The organism is Streptomyces sp. NBC_00193 (assembly GCF_026342735.1).
In the GTDB taxonomy this organism is placed as follows: domain Bacteria; phylum Actinomycetota; class Actinomycetes; order Streptomycetales; family Streptomycetaceae; genus Streptomyces; species Streptomyces stoeckheimensis.
This window is the reverse complement of the sequence record NZ_JAPEMM010000001.1, coordinates 1453617-1476142: the sequence shown is the minus strand read 5'-3', so window position 1 is coordinate 1476142 and position 22526 is coordinate 1453617. Positions and strand designations below refer to the sequence as shown.

The 22526-nt window shown below is 72.0% G+C and carries 15 protein-coding genes; 8 read left to right on the top strand and 7 right to left on the bottom strand.

Annotated features, from left to right (window positions below; all coding sequences use genetic code 11):
• Window positions 1–121 precede the first annotated feature (121 nt).
• From OG898_RS06135 to OG898_RS06115, 5 genes are all read left to right on the top strand, one after another.
• Window positions 122–325, top strand: coding sequence for an SPOR domain-containing protein (locus OG898_RS06135; protein WP_254382854.1), 204 nt, complete (start codon window positions 122–124; stop codon window positions 323–325).
• A 41-nt stretch (window positions 326–366) separates the two neighbouring features.
• A complete protein-coding gene (locus tag OG898_RS06130) occupies window positions 367–819 on the top strand; it encodes a (deoxy)nucleoside triphosphate pyrophosphohydrolase (RefSeq protein ID WP_266955452.1) in 453 nt (150 codons plus the stop codon).
• A gap of 165 nt (window positions 820–984) precedes the next feature.
• Complete coding sequence (locus OG898_RS06125; RefSeq protein ID WP_250741823.1) at window positions 985–1413, top strand: ATP-binding protein; 429 nt, start codon at window positions 985–987, stop codon at window positions 1411–1413.
• 185 nt (window positions 1414–1598) lie between these two features.
• Window positions 1599–4199: a SpoIIE family protein phosphatase gene (locus OG898_RS06120; RefSeq protein ID WP_250741824.1), complete on the top strand. Its 2601-nt coding sequence runs from the start codon at window positions 1599–1601 to the stop codon at window positions 4197–4199.
• 61 nt (window positions 4200–4260) lie between these two features.
• On the top strand, window positions 4261–4920 hold the full coding sequence (locus OG898_RS06115) for a HEAT repeat domain-containing protein (protein WP_266955450.1): 660 nt from the start codon (window positions 4261–4263) through the stop codon (window positions 4918–4920).
• A gap of 55 nt (window positions 4921–4975) precedes the next feature.
• On the opposite strand, the gene OG898_RS06110 is transcribed toward OG898_RS06115, so the two are convergent.
• From OG898_RS06110 to OG898_RS06080, 7 genes are all read right to left on the bottom strand, one after another.
• The gene (locus OG898_RS06110; protein WP_266955448.1) at window positions 4976–5698 is read right to left on the bottom strand and encodes a PspA/IM30 family protein; all 723 of its coding nucleotides are present in this window, start codon (window positions 5696–5698) and stop codon (window positions 4976–4978) included.
• A 61-nt stretch (window positions 5699–5759) separates the two neighbouring features.
• Window positions 5760–7817, bottom strand: a complete 2058-nt coding sequence (locus OG898_RS06105) for a YgcG family protein (protein ID WP_266960102.1) — start codon at window positions 7815–7817, stop codon at window positions 5760–5762.
• Between the two features lie 144 nt (window positions 7818–7961).
• Entirely contained in the window at window positions 7962–11378 is a 3417-nt protein-coding gene (locus OG898_RS06100) for a protein kinase (protein ID WP_266955446.1), read from the bottom strand.
• A 78-nt stretch (window positions 11379–11456) separates the two neighbouring features.
• Window positions 11457–12230, bottom strand: a complete 774-nt coding sequence (locus OG898_RS06095; RefSeq protein WP_250741720.1) for a succinate dehydrogenase/fumarate reductase iron-sulfur subunit — start codon at window positions 12228–12230, stop codon at window positions 11457–11459.
• Window positions 12227–14140 (bottom strand): fumarate reductase/succinate dehydrogenase flavoprotein subunit, encoded by a 1914-nt coding sequence (locus OG898_RS06090; protein ID WP_250741721.1) that lies wholly within the window; start codon window positions 14138–14140, stop codon window positions 12227–12229. Before OG898_RS06090 ends, OG898_RS06095 begins: the two co-directional genes overlap by 4 nt.
• A complete protein-coding gene (locus OG898_RS06085; RefSeq protein WP_250741722.1) occupies window positions 14140–14964 on the bottom strand; it encodes a hypothetical protein in 825 nt (274 codons plus the stop codon). The genes OG898_RS06090 and OG898_RS06085 overlap by 1 nt, the downstream gene beginning before the upstream one ends.
• Before the next feature lie 104 nt (window positions 14965–15068).
• Complete coding sequence (locus OG898_RS06080; protein WP_250741723.1) at window positions 15069–15290, bottom strand: hypothetical protein; 222 nt, start codon at window positions 15288–15290, stop codon at window positions 15069–15071.
• A gap of 363 nt (window positions 15291–15653) precedes the next feature.
• Between OG898_RS06080 and OG898_RS06075 the strand changes: the two genes are divergently transcribed.
• From OG898_RS06075 to OG898_RS06065, 3 genes are all read left to right on the top strand, one after another.
• Entirely contained in the window at window positions 15654–18086 is a 2433-nt protein-coding gene (locus OG898_RS06075) for an ABC transporter family substrate-binding protein (protein ID WP_266955443.1), read from the top strand.
• 319 nt (window positions 18087–18405) lie between these two features.
• On the top strand, window positions 18406–20310 hold the full coding sequence (gene typA / locus OG898_RS06070) for a translational GTPase TypA (RefSeq protein ID WP_250741725.1): 1905 nt from the start codon (window positions 18406–18408) through the stop codon (window positions 20308–20310).
• A gap of 440 nt (window positions 20311–20750) precedes the next feature.
• Window positions 20751–22388, top strand: coding sequence for an ABC transporter substrate-binding protein (locus OG898_RS06065; protein ID WP_266955441.1), 1638 nt, complete (start codon window positions 20751–20753; stop codon window positions 22386–22388).
• The last annotated feature ends 138 nt before the right edge of the window (window positions 22389–22526 follow it).

Here is a 22526-nt window from a genome sequence, read left to right as displayed (position 1 = left end):
GTACGCCTGCGAGGTACCTCTTCGTGAAAAACCGTATCCGCTGAGTAAAGGTCGGGCGTAGGCTCGGGCATATGCGCAATGCGGTTTCCCGGGCAGGTACGTCGGCGGAGGGTGAAACGCGATGAACGACAGCGGTGCCCTGCTCCCGTGGCTGGTCATACGTGAGGACGACAACGGCAACCGCTACCGGGTCGGCCGGTACTCCACCCGGGCCGAGGCCCAGAAGGTCGCCGACAGCCTCGAAAGCAGAGGGCACAAGCAGCTCTACTGGATCGAGCGGCTCGGCCAGGACAGCACCGCAGGCCGGACCGGCACGAGGAACTGAGCAGTGCGGCGCACCCGTCGCCGCTGCCATAGGCTCCGCCCATGACTGTACGAGTGGTCGTGGGCGGAGCCCTTTGTCATGAGGGGCGCCTGCTGGCCGCCCGCCGGAGCGCGCCCCCGGAGCTCGCCGGCCGCTGGGAGCTCCCGGGCGGCAAGGCCGAGCCGGGCGAATCCGTACCCGAGGCGCTGGTGCGTGAGCTGCGCGAGGAGCTCGGCGTGGAGACCGAGGCGCTGGAGCGGATCCCGGGGGAGTGGCCGCTGAAGCCCGGCCTCGTCCTGCACGTGTGGACGGCCCGGCTGCTCTCGGGCGATCCGCTCCCGCTGGAGGACCACGACGAGCTGCGCTGGCTCCGGCCCGAGGAGCTGGACTCGGTGGACTGGCTCGACCAGGACCGCCCGGCCGTCGCCGAGGCGGGCCGCCGGCTGGGCGCGGCCGACGGCGTGCACGAGGCTCGGGGCGTTCCCGGCGTTCCGGGAGTTCGCGGGGGCGCGTGACGCGCACGCGCTAGGCCGTCTGCGCCACAGTGCGCCGGTCCGTGGGGGGCCGAGTGGTACGACGCCGTGAATATCGGGTATGTCGCTATTAATCCCTATCTCGTACGTGTACCCGAGGTTCTGTTCCCCCTCGAACCGGACTGGGGTCGCCAGCCGGCCCGGGAAGTGATCGGCGTGATCGACACTGACGGTGAATGCGCCGAATGGGCCTTTCCCGCCGAACCGGGTGCCGTCCGCACCGCCCGCCACGCGGTGCGCGGCACCCTTCGCGACTGGGGCCTCGACGCCGTCGGCGACGTCACCGTCCTGCTGGTCAGCGAGCTGGTCACCAACTCCCTGAGGTACGCTTCCGGCCCCATCGGAGTCCGTCTCGTACGGCGTAATCCGGCCGTCGCCGACGCTCCCTCGGGTCCGGCACTTCTCGTGGAGGTTTCGGATCCGCTTCCGGATCCACCTCGCGAACGCGTCGCCGAACCCGACGACGAGGGGGGTCGCGGACTCCACCTGGTGGCCGTGTCGGCACAGCGCTGGGGGACCCGGCACGGGAAGTCGGGGAAGACCGTGTGGTTCGAATTGGCTCTTCCTGGTGAGTAACAAGGTGAGGGGCAGCCGACGATCACACGGCTTGGCTGGAAAACAACGGGATCTTTTTGTGATCGCGAAGGCCGTGTCGTAGAGCGCCGTGGTGCTGAATACTTCGGTCATGGCCGGTCCGGTTGCGGTGAGCTGGAGGGGACGGTCGCGTGAGCGAGATACCTGCACAGGCACATCAGGCCCGTGTGCCCGGGGAAGCGTCTGGGGAGACCTGGCGCGACTCCCTGTGGCACAGCAGCCCGCCTGGCTCGATATATGACTACATAAAGGTCGCTTCCTTCTCGATCGGGCCCGACGGGCTGATCGACCAGTGGAGTCTGCGCGCCGAGGAACTCTTCGGGCTGACCGCGGCCGAGGCCGTCGGCCGCGACCCCGTCGACGCCTTCATGCCCCCGGAGCTGCGCGCCGGCGCACACCGCCGGGTGGCCGAGATTCTCGACGGCAAGGAATGGACGGGCCTGATCCCCTTCCGGATCCCCGGCGGCGATGGTGCGCACGGGGTGGCCGAGATCTATGTGATGCCGACCCAGACCGAAACCGCCGAGCGGGCCGCGCTCTGCGTCGTGGTCGACGTACGCGCGCTGCGCCGGATCGAATCCGATCTGGCTGCCTCGCAGGCGATATTCGGCCAATCTCCCTTCGGATTCCTGCTCTTCGGCACGGACCTCACCGTGCAGCGGGCCAACCGCCGCTTCGCCACCGTCTTCGGCGGCGCCGCCGAGGAACACCGCGGCCGCACCGTCCACGACTACCTGCCCGCGCACGAGGCCGACCGGATGGCCGAAGCGCTGCGCAGGGTCCTGGAGACCGGGGACTCGGTCAACGACCTCCAGATCACCGGAGCCGCCCCCGGCAGCCGGGACAACCGCCACTGGTCCATCAACCTCTACCGGGTCCACGGCGGCACCGGCCGCCCCATCGGAGTCGCCGGCATCGGCATCGACGTGACCCGCCGCCACCTCGCCGCCCGCGAGGCCGCCGGGGTCCGGCGCAACCTGGCCCTGCTGAACGAGGCCGGACACCGCATCGGCAACTCCCTCGACCTGGAGACCACCGCCCGCGAACTCCTCGACGTCACCGTCCCGGGTTTCTGCGACCTGGCCGCCGTCGACCTCTACCAGGGGCTGCTGCTCGGCGACGACGACCGCCCCGCCCGCCCGCAGGGCCCCGGCGTGCCCAGCCTGCCCGGCCAGGGCCCGGGACGGGCGCCCTCGGCGCCGCTGCGGCGGGTGGCCTTCTCCTCGGCCGTGTCGGACGCGCCGCTGTCGGGTCCGGGCGCGCTGGTCTCCGTAGGGGAGGTGCACCGCTACCCGGCCGGCTCGCCGGGGGCGTTCGCCCTGCGCACGGCGCGGCCGCGGCTCGTGGAGGGCGGCGGGCCCGAGTCCGGGGACCTCGTACAGTCCACGCTCGTCGTCCCGCTGGTCGCCCACGACACGGTGGTCGGACTCGCGCAGTTCTCCCGCACCAAGGGCAGCGAGCCCTTCGGCGAACGCGACCGGGCGGTCGCGGTGGAGCTCGCCGCGCGGGCCGCCGTCTGCATAGACAACGCCCGGCTCTACCGGCGCGAACACGAACGCGCGCTGATACTCCAGCGCAGCCTGCTGCCCCCCGGCGACCCGGAGGCCGCCGGACTCGACATCGCCTGCCGCTACCTGCCGGGGAACGCCGCCACCGAGGTCGGCGGCGACTGGTTCGACGTCATCGAACTGCCGGGGCACCGCACGGCGCTGGTCGTCGGCGACGTCATGGGCCGCGGACTGCGGGCCGCCGTGGCCATGGGCGAACTGCGCACCGCCGTACGGACCCTCGCGCTGCTCGACCTGGAACCGGCCGAGGTGCTGACCGCGCTGGACGAGATCGCCCGGGGCCTCGGCGCACCCGGCGGCTCCCAGCAGGCCTCCCGGGCCGCACTGCACTCGCGGGACGCCGACCGCTCGGAGGTGTACCTCGCGACGTGCGTCTACGCCGTCTACGACCCGGTCACCCGGCGCTGCACCATCGCCAACGCCGGCCACATGCCGCCGGTGCTCGTGGAACCGGTGGAGGAGGGCGGCACCCCCCGCCCCGGACTGCTGCTGGAGATCCCCACCGGAATGCCGCTCGGCGTCGGCGGGGAGCCCTTCGAGGAGGTCGAGGTCGAACTCCCCGAGGGCGCCCTGCTCGCGCTCTACACCGACGGCCTCGTCGAATCCCGCACCCACCCCCTGGAGGAGGGCCTACGGGGCCTGCGCGACGCGCTGGCCGACCCCGCACGCCCGCTGGAGGAGGTCTGCGACCACGTCCTGAACACCCTGGACACCCGGCACGGCGAGGACGACATCGCGCTGCTGATGGCCCGGGTCCAGGGCCTTCCGGTGGACGCCGTCGGCGACTGGCAGCTCCCGCGCGAGGCACGCTCGGTGGGCCGGGCCCGCGAGCTGGCCCGGGCGAAGCTGCCCGCGTGGGGCCTGGAGGGACTGCTCGACACCACGGAACTCCTCGTGAGCGAGCTCGTCACCAACGCCCTGCGCTACGGCGAGGGCGAGATCCGGCTGCGCCTCCTGCTGGACCGGACCCTCGTCTGCGAGGTCTGGGACGCCAACCTGGTCCAGCCCCGCCGCCGCCGGGCCCGCGACACCGACGAGGGCGGCCGCGGCCTCCAGCTGGTCGGCCTGCTCTCCGCGGGCTGGGGCACCCGCCGCACCCACCGCGGCAAGACCGTCTGGTTCGAACTCCCGCTCCCGGGCGCGGTGGCGGAGTCGGTGGCGGAACTCTCGGCGGAGCAGCTGCTGGGCATGTACGGGTGAGCACAGCTGGATGAGCACAGCCGGGTGAGCACAGCCGGGTGAGCACGAACGGGAAGCACACATGAGTACGAGCAAGTGGCTGGTGACCGCGCTGTGGCGGTACGTGGTGACCGCGGCGGTCGGTGCGGGGGCATTGGCGCTGGCGCTGGCCGCCACCGAGGGGTTCGCCGACGGGGTGTTCTCGCTGGGGCTGCGGGTGGTGCTGCTGGCGGTGCCGCTCCTGACCGTCGGGACCATGCTCGCGACCGTCCCGCTGGCCGGGCGCCGGTACGAGCCGCCGAGCGGCGGCCCGATGCGGATCCGGGGCGGCTGGATGGTGCTGCTCGTCCTGGTTCCGGCGCTGCCGCTGCTCCTGATCGCACCGCACCTGTTCCTGATCCTGCTGGCCACGCAGCTCGTCTACGCGACCTTCGTGCTGCCCTGCGGGGACTCCCGCGACACGGCGGACGCCTTGCGCGCGCTCGCCGACCCGGAGGCCCCGGCGGAGCACCGGGCCCGGATCGCGCGGGCGGTCGGGTCACTGAGCTCCCGGCCCGTCGTCGAGTCCCTGATGGGCGCCGCCGCCGACGAGGACCCGGAGGTCGCCGAGGCGGCCCTGGAATCCCTCTACGGGATCTGGCAGCGCGACGGGGTCGTCGGCGAGGACCTGGTGCTGAGACTTCCCGAACAGGGCCGGGAGCGGGTCCGGGCCCTCGGAGTCAAGGTCCGCAGCCCCTGGTGAGAACCGGGTGCGGGCCGCCCCCGGAAGGGACGGCCCGCCACGCCGTGCCGGACCGTCAGGCTGCGGCCTTGCCGGCCTTCAGGGCGGCCAGCCGGGCCTCGATCTCCGAGGTCTTGCCGAGGTCGTCCAGGGACTCGAACTGGGCGTCCAGGGAGGAGGCGGCCAGTTCCTGCTTGCCCAGGGCCATGGCCTCCTCGCGGCGGACCTTCTCCTCGAAGCGGTTGATGTCGCTGGTGGGGTCCATCACGTCGATGTTCTTGACCGCGTCCATCATCGTGTTCTGCGCCTGCGCGGTCTTGGCCCGCGAGACCAGCTCGTCGCGCTTCGCCGTCAGCTCCGTCAGCTTGGTCTTCATCGAGTCCAGGCCCGACTTCAGTTTGTCGACCACCTCGGTCTGGGCGGCGATCGTCGGCGCGGCCGTCTTCGCCTCCTTCTCCGACTGCATCTGGCGGCCGAGCGCGACCTTCGCGAGGTTGTCGAACTTGTCGGCGTCGGCGGCCGACCCGGACGTCCGCAGCTCGTCGGCCTTCTTGCTCGCCGCGAGGGCCTTGCCGCCCCACTCCGCGGCCGCGTCCACGTCCTCCTTGTAATCCGCCTCCAGCATCCGCAGGTTGCCGATGGTGGTGGCGACGGCCTGCTCCGCCTCGGAGATGTTGTTCGTGTAGTCGCGGATGAGCTGGTCCAGCATCTTCTGCGGGTCCTCCGCCTGGTCCAGCAGGGAGTTGATGTTGGCCTTGGCGAGCTGGGTGACGCGGCCGAGGATGCTCTGCTTGCTCATGTGGTCCGTCTCCTTGGGGAGGATGGGGAAAGGGAGGGGGGGAAGAGGGAGAGTGCGTGCGTCAGAAGCGGCCGCCGCCGCCCATGCGGCCGCGGGTGCCGCCGCCGCCGAAGGAGCCGGGGCCGCGTCCGCCGCCCCCGCCGAAACCGCCGCCCCCGCCGAAGCCGCCGCCGAAGCCGCCTCCGCCGCGGCCGCCGCCCAGGATCTCGCCGAGGATGATCCCGCCGAGCACCGCGCCGCCCATCCCGCCGCCCTGCTGCCGGCCGCCACCGCCGTACGGGTTCTGGTAGCCCCGTACGTCCTGTTCGGCCAGCTGCTGAGCCTGGCGCGCGAGCGAGTCCGCCTGCTGGGCCTCGGCGAGCGCGCCCGCCGGGTCCGAGCCCGCCAGGGACGTGGACCGCTCCAGGTGGCGCTGCGCCTCCGCCAGCCGCGTACGGGCCTCGCTGCCGATCGCACCCCGGCTGGTGGTGATGTAGTCCGTGGCCGCGCCGATCGCGCTGCGGGCCGTGAGCAGGGCCTGATCGAGCAGGGCCGCGGCCCGCTGACGGCCCGACTCCCGCTCGCGGGCCCCGGCCAGCGCCTCGTCGAGGGCCGCGTCGGCCTCCTCCACGCGGCGCAGTGCGTCCAGCGGGTCGTACCGGCCGGCGCTCTGCTCCTGCCGTACGTCGGCCAGTACGGCCTGTGCCCGGCTGATCCGGCCGCGCAGATCGGCGGTCGAGGTGCCCTCGGCGGTGCCGGTCAGCAGCCCGCTCGCGTCGGCGAGGTCGGTGTCCGTCTCGTTGAGCGCGCCCGGCAGCTTCCCGGCCGCCTCCGCCAGCTCCTGCGCCCGCCGCTCCACCGCGTCGACCAGGGTCGCCGCCTGGTCCACGGCGCCCTCGGCCGCCCGGACGTGCACGGCGGCCTTGCCGTTGTCGCCGCCGTCGATCGCGGCGCGGGCCTCGCCGAGGCTGGTCGTCGCGAACAGCAGCCTGTCCTTGGCCTGTTCGGGGTTGGAGGCCACCGGCGCCGCCGCGGAGTCCGCGTACTGGCGGCCGAGCGCCGTGAGGGTCGCCTCCGCCGTGGTCGTACGGCCCGTCAGGTCGCGGAAGTGTGCCTCCACGGTCGCGAGCGCCTGCGGGGCGTTCTTCTCCAGGTCCCGCAGCCGGTCGAAGTCCGCCGACTCGGCGTCCAGCCGCCGGCTCGCCTCCGTACAGCGGGCCACGATCTCGTCCAGCATCCGGCGTCGGGTGGCGTCGTCCTCCGGGTAGGCGTCGTCGAGCTGCTGGCGCAGCCGGAAGGAGGCCGTCAGCTCGCCCTTCCCGAACTCCACCGCCTGCGTGAAGGCCGCCACCGCCTCCTCGCCGAACTGTGCGGTGGCGAAGCCGAGTTCCTCGGTGCTGGTGCGGATCGCGTCGTCGGTCTCCACCAGCAGGGCCTTGGCCTTGGCGTCCAGTTCCGGCAGGGGCACGGGGCCGGGCCCCTGTCCGGACCAGCCGGTGGTCTTCGAGCCGCCGCTGCCGCCGCCCTCCTGCTTGCGCTTGCGGCGGGTGTACGCGTACGCCCCGAGGGCGCCGGCCGCACCGACCGCGACCACCGGGAGGACGAAGTCCCCGGCGCCGCTCTCGCCGCCGCTCGCCGCGGCGCTTCCCGGGTCGGCCTCGCCGGGGACGATGGCCGGGACCGGCACGGGCTGTCCGCCCAGGACCGCGTCGTAGCCGTTGGCGGCGCCGATCGCGGCGCCCGCCCAGTCGTTCTGCTTGAGGGCCGGCTCGATGGCGGTCTGCGCGACCGCCGCGAGCTGCTCCTTGGTGAATCCGGAGTCGACATCGGCCGAATAGGCGTACTGCCGGGCCCCGGTGGCGACGGCCAGCAGGACGTCGTTCTGGCCGAGGCCGTTCTTCTGGGCGGTGGCGTCGGCCCAGCTCTGCGCCGACCGGTCGGAGAAGTCGCGCACGTACGTGACGAACAGCTGGACCTTCCGGTCGGCGTACAGCTTGTCCAGCGCGGCGGTGACCTCGGGCTTGCGGTCGCCCAGGGCGCCCACGCGGTCGGTGATCTGCCCCTGCTGGGACAGGGTGACGGGGTCGTCGGCCCGGGCCGCCGGAGCGGTGGCCGTCGCCCAGCCGGAGAGCGCGAGCAGCGCGGCGGCGAGGGCGAGGCCGGTCCGGACGGATATCTCGGCGGTGGTGCGTCTCTTCGTGCTGCTTCTCGGCGGAGTCACATTTGGGAGAGTATGGGCGGTTTCGCCCTCTCGCACCCGGAGACTGCGGGCCACGACGGGCCTCTAGGCCAGGCCGTACGCCGTCAGCTCCGGGCGGGAGAGGACGAGGTGGTCGCCGACCAGCAGGACGTCGGCCGTGGCCAGCGGCGGGTGGTCCCAGTGCCGGCGCGATCGGCCCGAGGCGGGGGACAGGACCGCCACGTACGGGTCCGAGGAGCGACCGATGAGACCGTGCCGGCCGCCCTGGGGGACCTTGACGTACAGGCCGCCCGGACGCAGCCCCAGCAGTTCGAACCCGCACCCCGCACCACCGCACCGGGCCACCTGGCGCAGCCAGCGCAGCGCGCCCGTCGCCGCGTCGAAGGCATGGACCGTGTCATGGCCGTCCCGGCTCTCCCGGCCGTCCCGGCCCACCGGCGCGTGCGAGGCCGCGTACACCGTGCCGTGTGCGACGAGCAGGCTCTCCGGCGGGTCGCCCTGCGCGCTGCGCCACACCTCCCGGCCGGAGCCCTGGTCCAGGGCCAGCAGCGTGCCTTCGTCCAGGAGGTGGACCAGGCCGCTCCCGGAGAGCCGCGGATCGTGCAGCGTGCGCGCCGTCGGGCGGGACCGCTGGAAGGACCACACCGGGCGGCCGGTCGGCAGGTGCAGCGCCCGCAGCCGCAGATCGTCCGCGAGGACCAGGCAGTCGCCCACCGCGGCGGGGGAGCGCGTCGCCGGGTCGGGAACCGGGCGCTGCCACAGGACCTCTCCCGTCGCCGCCCGCAGCGCGGTCAGGTCCCCGGGCGCCCCGTGCACCAGCACCGGACCCACGGCGCGCAGCGGCCGAGGCCCGGGGAGGTGGGAGCCTGCGGCGCCGGACGCCGGCTCCGTGCCGGGCAGGTCCCGCCACCACCGCACCCGCCCGTCGCGCGGCTCGCGCGCCAGCAGCCGTACCCCGGGCGCGCCCTCGCGCCGGACCTCGACGTACACCGTGGCCGCGTCCGCCGCGCAGGCCACCAGGAGCGGCCCCGTCCCGGGCAGCGCGGGCGCGGTGGGGCCCACGCCCTCGTCGGAGCGGGCCGTCCACCGGGTCGCACCGTCCTCGGCCCGTACGCAGCCCACCTCGGCCCCCGACCGCCACACCACGTGCGCGCCGGCCGCGTACGCGGCGTCCGGCCGGGCATCCGTGTGCCAGGCGCGGTCCCCGGGCTCGGTACGCCGCTTCGGCCCGGGCCCCGGCAGGCGCGACCCGGCCCCCGTGTCCGGGCCGCCCAGGGCCCTGATCCCGGCCGGCGGCGGGCTCCCCGCGTCGGCGGCGGCCTCCGCCAGCCAGGGCACCCGGCCCGTCCCCACGGACAGCCGGGCACCGAGGGCCAGTTGCAGGGACCGCTGCGCCGGGTCCGGCCGGCTCCGTGCCCGGTCGGCCCATTCCCGCGCCGCCGCCGCGTCCATCGGCGGCCGGGCGTCCTGGTCCCGGTAGGACCGGGCCGTGGCCAGCGAGGCCAGCGCGTGGTCGGCCTTCGCGTCGGCGGCCTCCCCGGGGCCCCCGCCCAGCAGGGCGTCGGCCTGCTTCCGCAGCCGCTCCGCCCGGTCGGAGCGGCCCTCCCCGGCGTGCTGCGCCGCCTCCTCGCGGAGCCAGGCCGCCCGCTCCTCCAGGAACCGCGGCAGCTCCTCCTCGGCCTGCTCCACCGCCCGGGCCCCGCCCGCCGGGTCCCCGGCCGCGAAGCGCTCCCGCGCCACCTGGCACAGCGCCAGCAGCCGTCCCCCGGCGGAGCCGATGCGCTCGCTGAGCCGCAGGGCCGCCGCCACGTCGTGCGGGGCGACGGCCACCACCATGTCGTAGGTGGCGGCACCGCGCTGCCCGGCGTCCGGGATCAGCGCCAACTGCAGCTCGGCCTCGGCGGGATCGGCCGCCGCGACGGCCGTGGCGACGCGGGCCCGGAGCCGCTTGTCCGTCCGGGCGTCCGCGAAGTGGTCCGCGGCGATCCGGGCGGCCTGCCCGGGGGCGACCACGGCCAGCTCCTCCGCCACCTCGCACAGCGGACCCTCCCGGTCGGAGCCGAACACCGTGAACAGCGCCTGCTGCGCGTCGGTCAGCAGCCGCCGGGCCCGCGCCGGGGCACGGGTGGACGTGGCCCTGGCCAGCCGGGTCAGCAGCCGGGCCACCCGCGCCCCGTCGCCACGGCCGCCCTCCCACGCCGCGATCTCGGCGTCGCCGAGCAGCCGCCCCGCGAGCTCCGCGTCGAAGCGCGCCGCGGCGTCGGCGGCCACGGTCAGCACGTCGATGCGCGCCTCGTCCCCGGGCTCCAGCCCCCGCAGCCCGACCTCGGCCTCCACCAACAGCTCCCGCACGAACGCCCGCACCCCGGCAGGCACCTCCGCGACACCCTCCCGGCCGGACTCCTCCCGGCCGGACTCCTCCCGGCCGGACTCCTCCCGGCCGGACTCCTCCCCACCTCCGCCCCAGACCTCCGACGCGCCCCCGCGGGTATCCCCGTCCCCGTCCCGGATCCCGCCGTCCGCGTCCCGGATCCCGCCGAACCCGTCCCCGTCCCGGGCCCCCACCTCGGTCCCGTCCCCGTCCGCCCCGCGCGGGGCGTCACCGGGCAGGGACCCGTCCCGCGCCCCACCTCCGGCCAGGGTGCCGCCGCCCTGCGCCCCGCCCCCGGACAGGGATTCGCCCGGCAGGGCCCGTAGCGCCGCGGCCACGGCCTGCGCCGAGCGGGGGCGGGCCGCCGGGTCCTTCTCCAGCAGCTGCCGCACCAGCCGCTCCACCTCCGGCGGGACCACCGCACCGGCCTCCCGCAGCGAACGCGGCAGGTCCTCGATGTGCCGGCGCATCAGGACGTAGGGAACCTCGCCCTCCCCGAAGGGCGGCTCCCCGCTCAGCAGCGCGTACAGCACGCACCCCAGCGCGTACAGATCGCACCGGGCGTCCACCCGCTCGCCCCGCCACTGCTCGGGGGCCATGTACGGCGGGCTCCCGAAGATCCGGCCGGTGACCGTCCAGCCGGCCGTGGCGTCCGAGGAGTGCGCGATGCCGAAGTCGCAGATCTTGACCCGCCCGCTGGGCATCAGGAAGAGGTTGGCCGGCTTCAAGTCCCGGTGGATCACCGAGCGTTCGTGCGCTGCGGCCAGCGCCTCCGCGGCCTGGGCGGCCAGCTCCAGCGCCACCGGAACCGGCAGCCCGCCCGGTACCCGGGACAGCGTGCTGCGCAGGTCCTCGCCCGCCAGCAGCTCCATCACGATGAAGAGCCGGCCCTCCTCCTGGCCCACGTCGTGCACGACGGTGATGCCGGGATGCTGGAGCCGCGCCCCGATGGTGGCCTCGCGCCGGAAGCGGGCGACGGCCTCGTCGGCCATGGCCGTCTCCAGGAGCACCTTCACCGCCACGGCCCGGTCCAGCGCCGTGTCGTGCGCCCGCCACACCTCGCCGAAGCCGCCTTTGCCGAGCCGCTGTTCGAGGCGGTACCGGCCCGCCAGCTCATCCCCCACCCGCACCGCGAAAGCCCCCTGACTTCACGTCAACGACGTTGCTCAGGGGGCATTCTGTCCTGCCAAGTGAACGATTGGGGGCGGCTATTGGCCGGACCGGCGACCGATCTTGTTCCCCAGCCACACCAGCGGGTCGTACTTGCGGTCCACGGCCCGCTCCTTCAGCGGGATCAGGGCGTTGTCGGTGATCTTGATCCCCTCGGGGCAGACCTCCGTGCAGCACTTGGTGATGTTGCAGTAGCCGAGCCCGTGTTCCTCCTGCGCCGTGCGCTTGCGGTCCAGGCCCGCCTCGGCCGCCGCGTCCAGCGGGTGCATGTCCAGCTCCGCCACCCGCATCAGGAAGCGCGGACCGGCGAAGGCCGCCTTGTTCTCCTCGTGGTCACGCACCACGTGACAGGTGTCCTGGCACAGGAAGCACTCGATGCACTTCCTGAACTCCTGCGAGCGCTCCACATCGATCTGCTGCATCCGGTACTCGCCGGGCGCCACCCCGGCGGGCGGCACGAAGGCGGGCACCTCGCGCGCCTTCTGGTAGTTGAAGGACACGTCCGTCACCAGGTCGCGGACGACCGGGAAGGCCCGCAGCGGGGTCACGGTGATCGTCTCCTCGCGGGAGAAGGTCGACATCCGCGTCATGCACATCAGCCGCGGCCGCCCGTTGACCTCCGCGCTGCACGAACCGCACTTGCCTGCCTTGCAGTTCCACCGCACCGCCAGGTCGGACGCCTGGGTGGCCTGCAGCCGGTGGACGATGTCCAGGACCACCTCCCCGTCGTGCACCTCCACGGTGAAGTCGCGCAGCTCACCGCCCTCCGCGTCGCCCCGCCAGATCCGGAACGCGGCATCGTAGGTGCTCATTCGTACAGCTCCTCTTCGGCGAGGTACTTGACCAGCTCTTCCTTCTCGAAGAGCGCGAGCAGGTCGGATCGGATGGGATCGGTGCGCACCCGGGTCAGCTCGATGCGGTCCGCGGCCGGATCCGAGGGAGCTGGGTCGACGGGCCGGCACAGCAGGTTCACCGGCCGCCAGGACCGCTCCATCGCCGGGCAGTCCTCGCGGGTGTGCCCGCCCCGGCTCTCGGTGCGCTCCAGGGCCGCGCGGGCCACGCACTCGCTGACCAGCAGCATGTTGCGCAGGTCCAGGGCCAGGTGCCAGCCCGGGTTGAACTGCCGGTGCCCCTCGACCCCGGCCCGTGCGGCCCGTACGCGCAGGCCCGAGAGCTTCTCCAGGGCCTGGGCCATCTCGCCCTCGCGGCGGATGATCCCGACGAGGTCGTTCATGGCCGTCTGGAGCTCCTGGTGCAGGGTGTACGGGTTCTCCGCGCCCTCGGCGGCATGGAACGGGGCCAGCGCCTCCGCGGCGGCCGCGTCGATCTGCGCCTGGGACACCTCGGGCCGCCCGCCGACGGCCGGGGCGTCCCGCGCCGCGTACTCGGCCGCGTGCAGCCCGGCCCGGCGGCCGAAGACCAGCAGGTCGGAGAGGGAGTTCCCGCCGAGCCGGTTGGACCCGTGCATCCCGCCCGCGACCTCACCGGCGGCGAACAGCCCCGGTACCCCGAGGGTGGCGGCCGTGTCGGACTCGACCGCGATGCCGCCCATCACGTAGTGGCAGGTCGGGCCGACCTCCATCGGCTCGGCGGTGATGTCCACGTCCGCCAGCTCCTTGAACTGGTGGTACATCGACGGGAGCCGCCGCTTGATCTTCTCCGCCGGCATCCGGGTGGACACGTCGAGGAACACCCCGCCGTGCGGGGACCCGCGCCCGGCCTTGACCTCGGAGTTGATGGCGCGGGCCACCTCGTCGCGGGGGAGCAGCTCGGGCGGGCGCCGGTTGTGGTCCGGGTCCTCGTACCAGCGGTCGCCCTCCTCCTCGGACTGCGCGTACTTCTCCTTGAACACGTCCGGGATGTAATCGAACATGAACCGCTTGCCCTCGCTGTTGCGCAGCACCCCGCCGTCGCCGCGCACCGACTCGGTGACGAGGATGCCCTTCACCGAGGGCGGCCAGACCATGCCGGTCGGGTGGAACTGCACGAACTCCATGTTCAGCAGCGGCGCCCCGGCGAGCAGCGCCAGCGCGTGGCCGTCGCCGGTGTACTCCCACGAGTTGGACGTGGTCTTGAAGGACTTCCCGATGCCGCCCGTGGCCAGCACCACCGCGGGGGCCTCCAGGACGAAGAACCGGCCGGTCTCGCGCTCGTAGCAGAAGGTCCCCGAGACCCTCTCCCCGTCCTTCAGGACCCGCGTCACCGTGCATTCCTGGAAGACCTTGAGCCGGGCCTCGTAGTCCCCGTACTCCTTGAAGTCCTCCTGCTGGAGCTGGACGATCTTCTGCTGGAGGGTGCGGATCAGCTCCAGCCCGGTCCGGTCGCCGACGTGCGCGAGCCGCGGGTACTCGTGCCCGCCGAAGTTGCGCTGCGAGATCTTCCCGTCGGGCGTGCGGTCGAAGAGCGCGCCCCAGGTCTCCAGCTCCCAGACCCGGTCCGGGGCCTCCTTGGCGTGCAGCTCCGCCATCCGCCACTGGTTCAGGAACTTGCCGCCGCGCATCGTGTCGCGGAAGTGGACCTGCCAGTTGTCGCCCTCGTTGACGTTGCCCATGGAGGCGGCGATCCCGCCCTCCGCCATCACGGTGTGGGCCTTGCCGAAGAGGGATTTGCAGATCACGGCCGTACGGGCGCCCCGCTCGCGCGCCTCGATCGCGGCCCGCAGCCCGGCGCCGCCGGCCCCGACGACGACCACGTCCCACTGCTGCCGTTCCACTTGGGTCACTAGAAGATCCTCGGGTCGGTGAAGGCGCCGCTGGCCAGCAGGTACACGTAGAAGTCGCACAGGGCCACGCTGATCAGCGAGGCCCACGCCAGCTGCATGTGACGGGTGTTGAGACGGCTGATCCAGCCCCACAGCCGGTAGCGGACCGGGTGCTTGGAGAAGTGCTTCAGGCGGCCGCCCATGATGTGCCGGCAGGAATGGCAGGACAGCGTGTACGCCCAGATCAGCCCGATGTTGACGAGGAACAGGAGGGTGCCGAGGCCCATGTGGCCCCACGCGTAGTGCTCGTCGCGGAAGGTCAGCACGGTGTCGTAGGTGAGGATGCCCGCGACCGGCAGCGCCGCGTAGAAGAAGTACCGGTGCATGTTCTGGAAGATCAGCGGGAAGCGGGTCTCACCGCTGTACGAGGCGTGCGGCTCGGCCACCGCGCAGGCCGGAGGCGAGGCCCAGAAGCCCCGGTAGTAGGCCTTGCGGTAGTAGTAGCAGGTCAGCCGGAAGCCGAGCGGGAAGACCAGGATCAGCAGCGCGGGGGACAGGCCCCACCAGCTGCCGAAGAGGTCGAGGTTCGGGCCGCCGCGCATGTCGGCGCAGTTCTCCGCGAGGCACGGCGAGTAGAACGGGGAGACGTACGGCGCCGCGTAGTAGTCGTCGTTGGCGAAGGCCCGCCAGGTCGAGTAGACGATGAAGGCGAGCAGCCCGGCCGCGGTGCCGGCGGGGGAGAGCCACCACCGGTCGGTCCGCAGGTGCCGGGCCGCGATCGCGGCCCGCGAGGCGTCGTGGACGCCGCCGGGCCGCTGTGGGGATGGTTGGGTGCCTGTGGCCAAGAGGGACTCCGGGTGGAGTGATGAGGGGTGCCCCGGGGACCCGGCCGCCGTCGCTGCGGGTGACCGGGTCCGATGGGGTCGTGGGGTGTGCGGGAGAGAGTGGGTCAGGGAGCGCGGCGGTCGCGGGCGCCGAGACCTTCGTCGTCGGCGTCCGTCCACAGCGCACTGTCGTACGGGGTGTCCGGGACGCTGACCATCGGGCCCGCGCCGGGAGGCCGGGAGGCGGCCGGTGCCTGCCGCGCGACATCCTTCTCCAGCTGCTCCACGGAGCGGACCAGCTCGTTCAGGTTGCGCCGTACGGCGGTCAAATCGTCTTGCAGGGACATGATTTGCCCTCACTTCCGCTTGAGTGCGGTGGCAACGCTCATGTGCGCCTGCGAGTGTCGCGCCTCCCGTCCCCCGTTGTGAAGGGACGTGCAGCGATTGCGGGCGCGCAGGCGCGAACCGTGCGCCCCTCCCTGCCCCCATTTTCATCCCTCTTACGGAGGAACGCCCGCCCGGAGCGCAAGCCGGATTGGTCCGCACGGGTGGGGTTCGCGGCGTGGCGGGGGTCGGCTGCGGCGGGTACGGCGGGGTGTCGATTTCAGTGGTTTTCGGCACCCAGTGTGATCAGCTCCATATACCGCCGAACGTGATCAAAACATCCCCTTTCACGGCTCCCCCCACGCCCCGTCCCGGAGGTACCACCCATGTCCCAGAGAAGGCGCAGGTCCTTGGCGCTCCTGACCTCGGGAGTTCTTGCACTGCCGCTGCTCGCGGGCTGCGGCGCGGGTGAAGACGAGGGCGGCCCGGCCGCCGCCGGGCAGGACATCGCGGCCGCCACCCGCGACAAGGTCGCCGACGGCGGGGTGCTGCGGTGGGCCGTGGACTCGATGCCGGGCACCCTCAACGCCTTCCAGGCCGATGCGGACACCACCACCAACCGGATCGCCGGGGCGGTACTGCCCCAGCTGTTCGTGCTGGACGGCAAGGGGCGGCCGGTGGCCAATCCCGACTACCTGGAGAAGGCCGAGGTCGTCGAGCGGGAGCCCAAGCAGGTCGTCCTGTACAAGCTCAACCAGCAGGCGGTCTGGAGCGACGGCCGCGAGATCGGCGCCGCCGACTTCGTCGCCCAGTGGCGGGCCCTGAACGGCAAGGACTCCGCCTACTGGACGGCGCGCAACGCCGGCTACGACCGGATCGAGAAGATCGAGCGCGGCAAGACGGACCTTGAGGTCAAGGTCACCTTCGTCAGGCCGTACGCCGACTGGCGCTCCCTCTTCAGCCCCCTTTACCCCAAGCAGGTCACCGGCACCCCGGAGAGCTTCAACGAGGGAGCCCGGGGCGCCCTGAAGGTCACCGCGGGCCCCTTCGGACTGGGCGCCGTCGACAAGAAGACCGGTACGGCCTCGCTGACCCGCAACCCGCGCTGGTGGGGCAGCCCCGCCAAGCTCGACACCCTGGTCCTCACCGCGGTGCCCCGCTCCGAACGCCCGGCCGCGCTGGCCGCCGGCAAGCTCGACCTCGCGGAGATCGACCGCACCGGGGCCGACCGGATCGCCCTGGCCCGCCGCGACGCCGCCAAGGCCGACGGGGCCCACGGCCCGGCCGCCTCGGTGACGGCCGCGCAGGCCACCCTGTCGTGGGCGCTCGCCTTCGGACTGGACGAGGACAAGGCCAAGGAGGCACAGGCCACCCGCCAGAAGCACGCCGAGGCGGTGAAACGGTACGCCGAGGAGCAGAGCGCCCTGCGCGGCTTCACCGTCCGCAAGTCCCTGGAGCCCGCCTACACCCAGCTCGCCATGAACGGGGCGAGCGGCCCGCTCGCCGACGAGCGGGTACGCCGCGCCGTGGCCCGCGCCCTGGACCGCCAGGCGCTCGCCGACATCGTCCTGAAGCCGCTCGGCCTGCCCGCGAAGCCGGTGGGCAGCCACCTCGCGCTGGCCGGGCAGCAGGCGTACGCCGACAACAGCGACGCCCTCGGCGGCCAGGACACCCAGGCCTCGCAGGCCCTGCTCGCGGACGCCGGCTGGCGCCGCGGCGGCAAGATCACCGAGCCGGCCGGTGCGAAGGCCGGCTCGGAGGCCGCGAAGGAGACGGACGACTCCAAGACCCCCGCGGGCCCGGCCGCGGGCCCCGCCGCGGGCCCGGGCACCGGGAACGACGGCCTCTACATCGTCGGCCAGGACGACGGCAAGCCCGGGGGCGCCGCCCGGCTCGCGGCCGCCCTGCGCGACACCCACCCCGACGACCGCCCCGAAGGCCCCGAGGACCCGGCGGGCACGGACCTGCCCGAAGGTCGGTACCGCTCCGCCCACGACGGCGAGATCGTCGACGCGGACGCCTTCGCCGCGAGCGGGCAGGGCGCGCAGAACCGCCCCTCCCCGGTGCTCGCCCCGGAGCCGTTCGCGGACCTCCAGGAGCAGCACCTGCGCGCCCAGGCCGAAGCCCAGGCCGACGCCGTGGACGACGGCAAGCGCAGCCCGGCCCTCGACGCCGAGGCCGCCGCCGAACCGGCGGACCCGGCCAAGGCGAGCCCGGCCCCCGCCAAGCAGGCCGTACGCACCTCCGGCAACATGCTCGCCAAGGACGGCAAGCCCCTCGCCCTGCGCTTCGTCCTGCCGGCCGGTCCCGGTTCGGAGGCGCTGCGCACGGTCGGCGAGCGGATCGCGCAGATGCTCCAGAAGGTCGGCGTGCAGACCGAGCTGACCAAGGTGGCCGACGAGAGCTTCTTCAAGGACCACATCGCCTCGGGCCAGTACGACCTGGCGCTCTACTCGTGGCCCGCGACCGCCTACCCGGCCACCGACGCCCGGCCCATCTTCGCCAAGCCGGAGCCGGCCGCGGACGGCTCGCTGCTGGTCGAACAGAACTACACCCGGGTCGGCACCGACCACATCGACCAGCTCTTCGACCAGGCGCTCGGCGAGCTGGACGAGGCGGCCTCCCGCGAGCTGATGCGCAAGGCCGACGCCCGGATCTGGGCGACGGCCGGGTCCATCCCGCTCTACCAGCGCCCCGAGCTGGTGGCCGTGAAGCCGGGCCTCGTCAATGCCGGCGCCTTCGGCCTCGGAGCCCCGCGGTACCAGGACATCGGCTGGAAGAAGCCGGCCGCGGCCAAGGAGAAGAACGCGAAGAAGTGATGACGAACGGGTGCATCCGGGGTTGATTCGAAGGTCTCAAGCTCAGATGTGACTCAAGTCCCTTGCCCGCCGGATCACCCGGCGGGCAAGGTCGTAGATACCCGTTGACCCGCGTGTTTACAGGTTCCACCGATGGCCGAGTCCCCCCACCCAGGACCCGGCCCTGCTCAGTCGTCCGGCCTCTTGACAGACCCCCCGGCAGGCGGTTCCCGCCAGCCGACGTACGATGGGGTAAGGCCGTGGCAGGTTTTCCGCCCGGTCGAGGCGCGCGTGCCGGACCGTACGCGTCGCCATCCACGATCCCGGGAGAAGCGCCGAAGTGCCCACGCGCCACGACATCCGTAACGTCGCCATCGTCGCCCACGTCGACCATGGCAAGACGACCATCGTCGATGCCATGCTCAAGCAGGCCGGTGCCTTCGCCGCCCACCAGCACCTCGACGACCGCATGATGGACTCGAACGACCTGGAGCGTGAGAAGGGCATCACGATCCTCGCCAAGAACACGGCGGTGAAGTACCACCCGAAGGACGGGTCGGCCCCGATCACGATCAACATCATCGACACCCCCGGCCACGCCGACTTCGGTGGTGAGGTCGAGCGCGGTCTGTCGATGGTGGACGCCGTCGTCCTGCTGGTGGACGCCTCCGAGGGCCCCCTGCCGCAGACCCGATTCGTCCTGCGCAAGGCCCTGCAGGCGAAGATGCCGGTCATCCTCTGCATCAACAAGACGGACCGTCCGGACTCCCGGATCGACGAGGTCGTCAACGAGACGTACGACCTCTTCCTCGACCTGGACGCCGACGAGGACCAGATCGAGTTCCCGATCGTCTACGCCTGTGGCCGTGACGGCGTCGCCTCGCTGACCAAGCCGGAGGACGGCACCGTCCCCGCGGACAGCGACAGCCTGGAGCCCTTCTTCTCCACCATCCTGGCCCACGTCCCGGCCCCGGTGTACGACGAGGAGGCCCCCCTCCAGGCCCACGTCACCAACCTGGACGCGGACAACTTCCTCGGCCGCATCGCGCTGGTGCGCGTCGAGCAGGGCGAGCTCCGCAAGGGCCAGACCGTCGCGTGGATCAAGCGTGACGGCACCATCTCCAACGTCCGCATCACCGAGCTGATGATGACCGAGGCGCTCACCCGCAAGCCGGCCGAGGTGGCCGGCCCGGGTGACATCTGCGCGGTGGCCGGTTTCCCCGACATCATGATCGGCGAGACCCTGGCCGACCCGGAGAACCCGATCGCACTCCCGCTGATCTCGGTCGACGAGCCGGCGATCTCGATGACCATCGGTACGAACACCTCCCCGATGGTCGGCCGCGGCGGCAGCGGCAAGGGCGCGGACGCCAAGTCCGCGGTCAAGGACCGCAAGGTCACCGCCCGCCAGGTCAAGGACCGTCTGGACCGCGAGCTGGTCGGTAACGTCTCGCTCCGCGTCCTCGACACCGAGCGTCCCGACGCCTGGGAGGTCCAGGGCCGTGGTGAGCTCGCGCTCGCCATCCTGGTCGAGCAGATGCGCCGCGAGGGCTTCGAGCTGACCATCGGCAAGCCGCAGGTCGTCACGCAGATCATCGACGGCAAGGTGCACGAGCCGGTCGAGCGCATGACGGTCGACGTCCCCGAGGAGCACATGGGCGCGGTCACGCAGCTCATGGGCGTCCGCAAGGGCCGCATGGACAACATGTCGAACCACGGCTCCGGCTGGGTCCGCATGGAGTTCGTCGTCCCGTCCCGTGGCCTCATCGGCTTCCGTACCGAGTTCCTGACCGGTACGCGCGGCACCGGCATCGCGCACTCGATCCACGAGGGCCTGGAGCCGTGGTTCGGCCAGCTGGTGACCCGTAACAACGGTTCGCTGGTCGCCGACCGCGCCGGTTCGGTCACGCCGTTCGCGATGATCAACCTGCAGGAGCGCGGTGTCCTGTTCACCGAGCCCGGCACCGAGGTGTACGAGGGCATGATCGTCGGCGAGAACTCGCGCGCCGACGACATGGACGTGAACATCACCAAGGAGAAGAAGCTCACCAACATGCGTGCGGCTTCGGCGGACAACACGGAGAACGTGGTGCCCCCGCGCAGGCTCTCCCTGGAGCAGTCCCTGGAGTTCTGCCGCGACGACGAATGCGTCGAGGTGACCCCGGAGGCCGTCCGCATCCGCAAGGTCGTCCTGGACCAGAAGGACCGCTCGCGCACCGCGTCGCGCGCCAAGTCCGGCAAGTAGTCGCGTAGGACCTAGGTCACACCTGGGTCCTGCCCGTTACGGGCTTTTGTGAGCAGCCCCCTCCGTCACGTACACCGTGACGGAGGGGGCTGTTCGCTTTTGTCAAGCGGATTGTTTCGGTCCGGTGTCCGCATACCGACCGTGACACTCCGGAAGAAGAGCTAACAGTCCGTTTCGTTCATGTCTGTCTCCTATCCGTTTGTCCGGATTTCGGGTTTTAGCCGTAGTGCGATGTTGTGAAAACGAGACCACTTAAGTGTGGTTTACGGTCAAGCAGTCCCTGAGGATGGCTCCATTGAGCTCGGGTCAATGGGTCACACGCTGTGGGGAGCGTCGACTCACGAGCACACTCGGGACACCGGTCCTATCGCCGTCAGGGGTGTCGGCGAAGCACACCTGTGTCCTTCACATCAGACAGTGGACTCATGAGGAGGAAACCCATGCGCGGTGCCAAGAGCGCCAAGTGGGTAGCGGGCGCGATTGTCGTCGCCCTGGCAGCGACTGCCTGTGGCGGCGGTGATGGCAAGGACGCCGGCGCCAAGGGTGAGGTTGACCCGAACGGCATCTACTCGATCGAGGTCGGCGAGCCGGAGAAGCTTCTCCAGCCGGCCGACACGATGGAGTCCAACGGCTCGATCGCGATGTCCGGTCTGTTCTCCCAGCTGGTCGACTACGACGCCGACGGCAAGATCGTCAACGTCAACGCCGAGTCGGTCACCAGCACGGACAGCAAGCTCTGGACCGTCAAGCTGAAGCCGGGCTGGACCTTCCACGACGGCACCAAGGTGACCGCCGAGTCCTACGTCAAGGCGTGGAACTGGGCCGCGAACATCAACAACAAGCAGGGCAACGCGTCCTGGTTCGCCGACATCAAGGGCTTCGAGGCCCTGCACCCCGAGGCGGAGGGCGCCAAGCCCACCGGTGACGCTCTCGAGGGTCTGAAGATCGTCGACGAGAACACCTTCACCATCGAGCTCGCCAACGCGGTGCCGTACTTCGCGTACAAGCTCGGCTACGAGGTCTTCTCCCCGCTGCCCGCCTCGTTCTACGCGGACCCCGCGGCCGCCGGTGAGAAGCCGGTCGGCAACGGCCCGTACAAGTTCAAGGCGTGGGAGCACAAGAAGCAGATCGAGCTCACGCGCTTCGACGACTACAAGGGCGAAGACAAGGCGAAGAACGGCGGTGTGATTCTCAAGAACTACACCACCCTCGAGACCGCCTACGAGGACCTGAAGTCGGGCAACGTCGACGTCCTGCGTCAGATCAGCCCGAAGGACCTCCCGGTCTACCGCGCCGACCTCGGTGACCGCGCCGTGGACCAGGCGTACTCCGCCGTCCAGACGCTGGCCATCGCGTACTACGCCGACCAGTGGAAGACCCCGAAGAAGGTCGACCCCAAGGTCATCCAGGGTCTGTCGATGGCGATCGACCGCGACACCATCACCAAGACGGTGCTCCAGGGCACCCGTGAGCCGGCGACCGGCTGGGTCGCCAAGGGCGTCCTCGGCTACACGCCGACCGGCTCCGGTGACGTCACCAAGTTCGACCCGGCGAAGGCCAAGGCCCTCATCGCCGAGGGCGGCGGCGTCCCGAACAACGAGATCTTCATCCAGTTCAACTCGGATGGCGGTCACAAGGAATGGGTCGAGGCCGTCTGCGGCAGCATCACCCAGGCCACCGGCGTCAAGTGCACCGGTGACGCCAAGCCGGACTTCCAGGCCGACCTCCAGGCCCGCAAGTCCAAGCAGGTCAAGTCGATCTACCGCTCCGGCTGGGTCCTCGACTACCCGGTGAACGCCAACTTCATCAGCGACCTGTTCCGTACGGGCGCCGGCGGCAACCAGGGTGGCTTCACCAGCCCCGAGCTCGACGCCAAGATCGCCGCGGCCGACAGCGCCGCGACGCTCGACGAGTCCGTGAAGGCCTACCAGGCCATCGAGAAGGAACTCGTCAACTACATGCCTTCCATCCCGCTCTGGTACTACAAGGTCAACGCGGGCTACTCCGAGAAGGTCCAGAACGTGAAGTACGCCCAGGACGGCGACCCGATCCTCGACCAGGTCGAGGTCAAGAAGTAAGTCCTACCGCGTAATTCCTTTCGACGGATGTGGGCCGGCGGGGAGCCGGCCCACATCCGGGCCTAACATGCAGCGCCCGGGGGGCCCTTTCGCGACGCAGTGACGGAACCGTCACGCGCGTGCGTGGCGAAAGGGCCC

What these genes read in the sequence shown, in the direction of transcription:
- OG898_RS06135 (WP_254382854.1), top strand. Translation starts at nt 122, where the DNA reads ATGAACGACAGCGGTGCCCTGCTCCCGTGGCTGGTCATACGTGAGGAC.
- OG898_RS06130 (WP_266955452.1), top strand. Translation starts at nt 367, where the DNA reads ATGACTGTACGAGTGGTCGTGGGCGGAGCCCTTTGTCATGAGGGGCGC.
- OG898_RS06115 (WP_266955450.1), top strand. Translation starts at nt 4,261, where the DNA reads ATGAGTACGAGCAAGTGGCTGGTGACCGCGCTGTGGCGGTACGTGGTG.
- OG898_RS06110 (WP_266955448.1), bottom strand. Translation starts at nt 5,698, where the DNA reads ATGAGCAAGCAGAGCATCCTCGGCCGCGTCACCCAGCTCGCCAAGGCC.
- OG898_RS06095 (WP_250741720.1), bottom strand. Translation starts at nt 12,230, where the DNA reads ATGAGCACCTACGATGCCGCGTTCCGGATCTGGCGGGGCGACGCGGAG.
- OG898_RS06080 (WP_250741723.1), bottom strand. Translation starts at nt 15,290, where the DNA reads ATGTCCCTGCAAGACGATTTGACCGCCGTACGGCGCAACCTGAACGAG.
- OG898_RS06075 (WP_266955443.1), top strand. Translation starts at nt 15,654, where the DNA reads ATGTCCCAGAGAAGGCGCAGGTCCTTGGCGCTCCTGACCTCGGGAGTT.
- OG898_RS06065 (WP_266955441.1), top strand. Translation starts at nt 20,751, where the DNA reads ATGCGCGGTGCCAAGAGCGCCAAGTGGGTAGCGGGCGCGATTGTCGTC.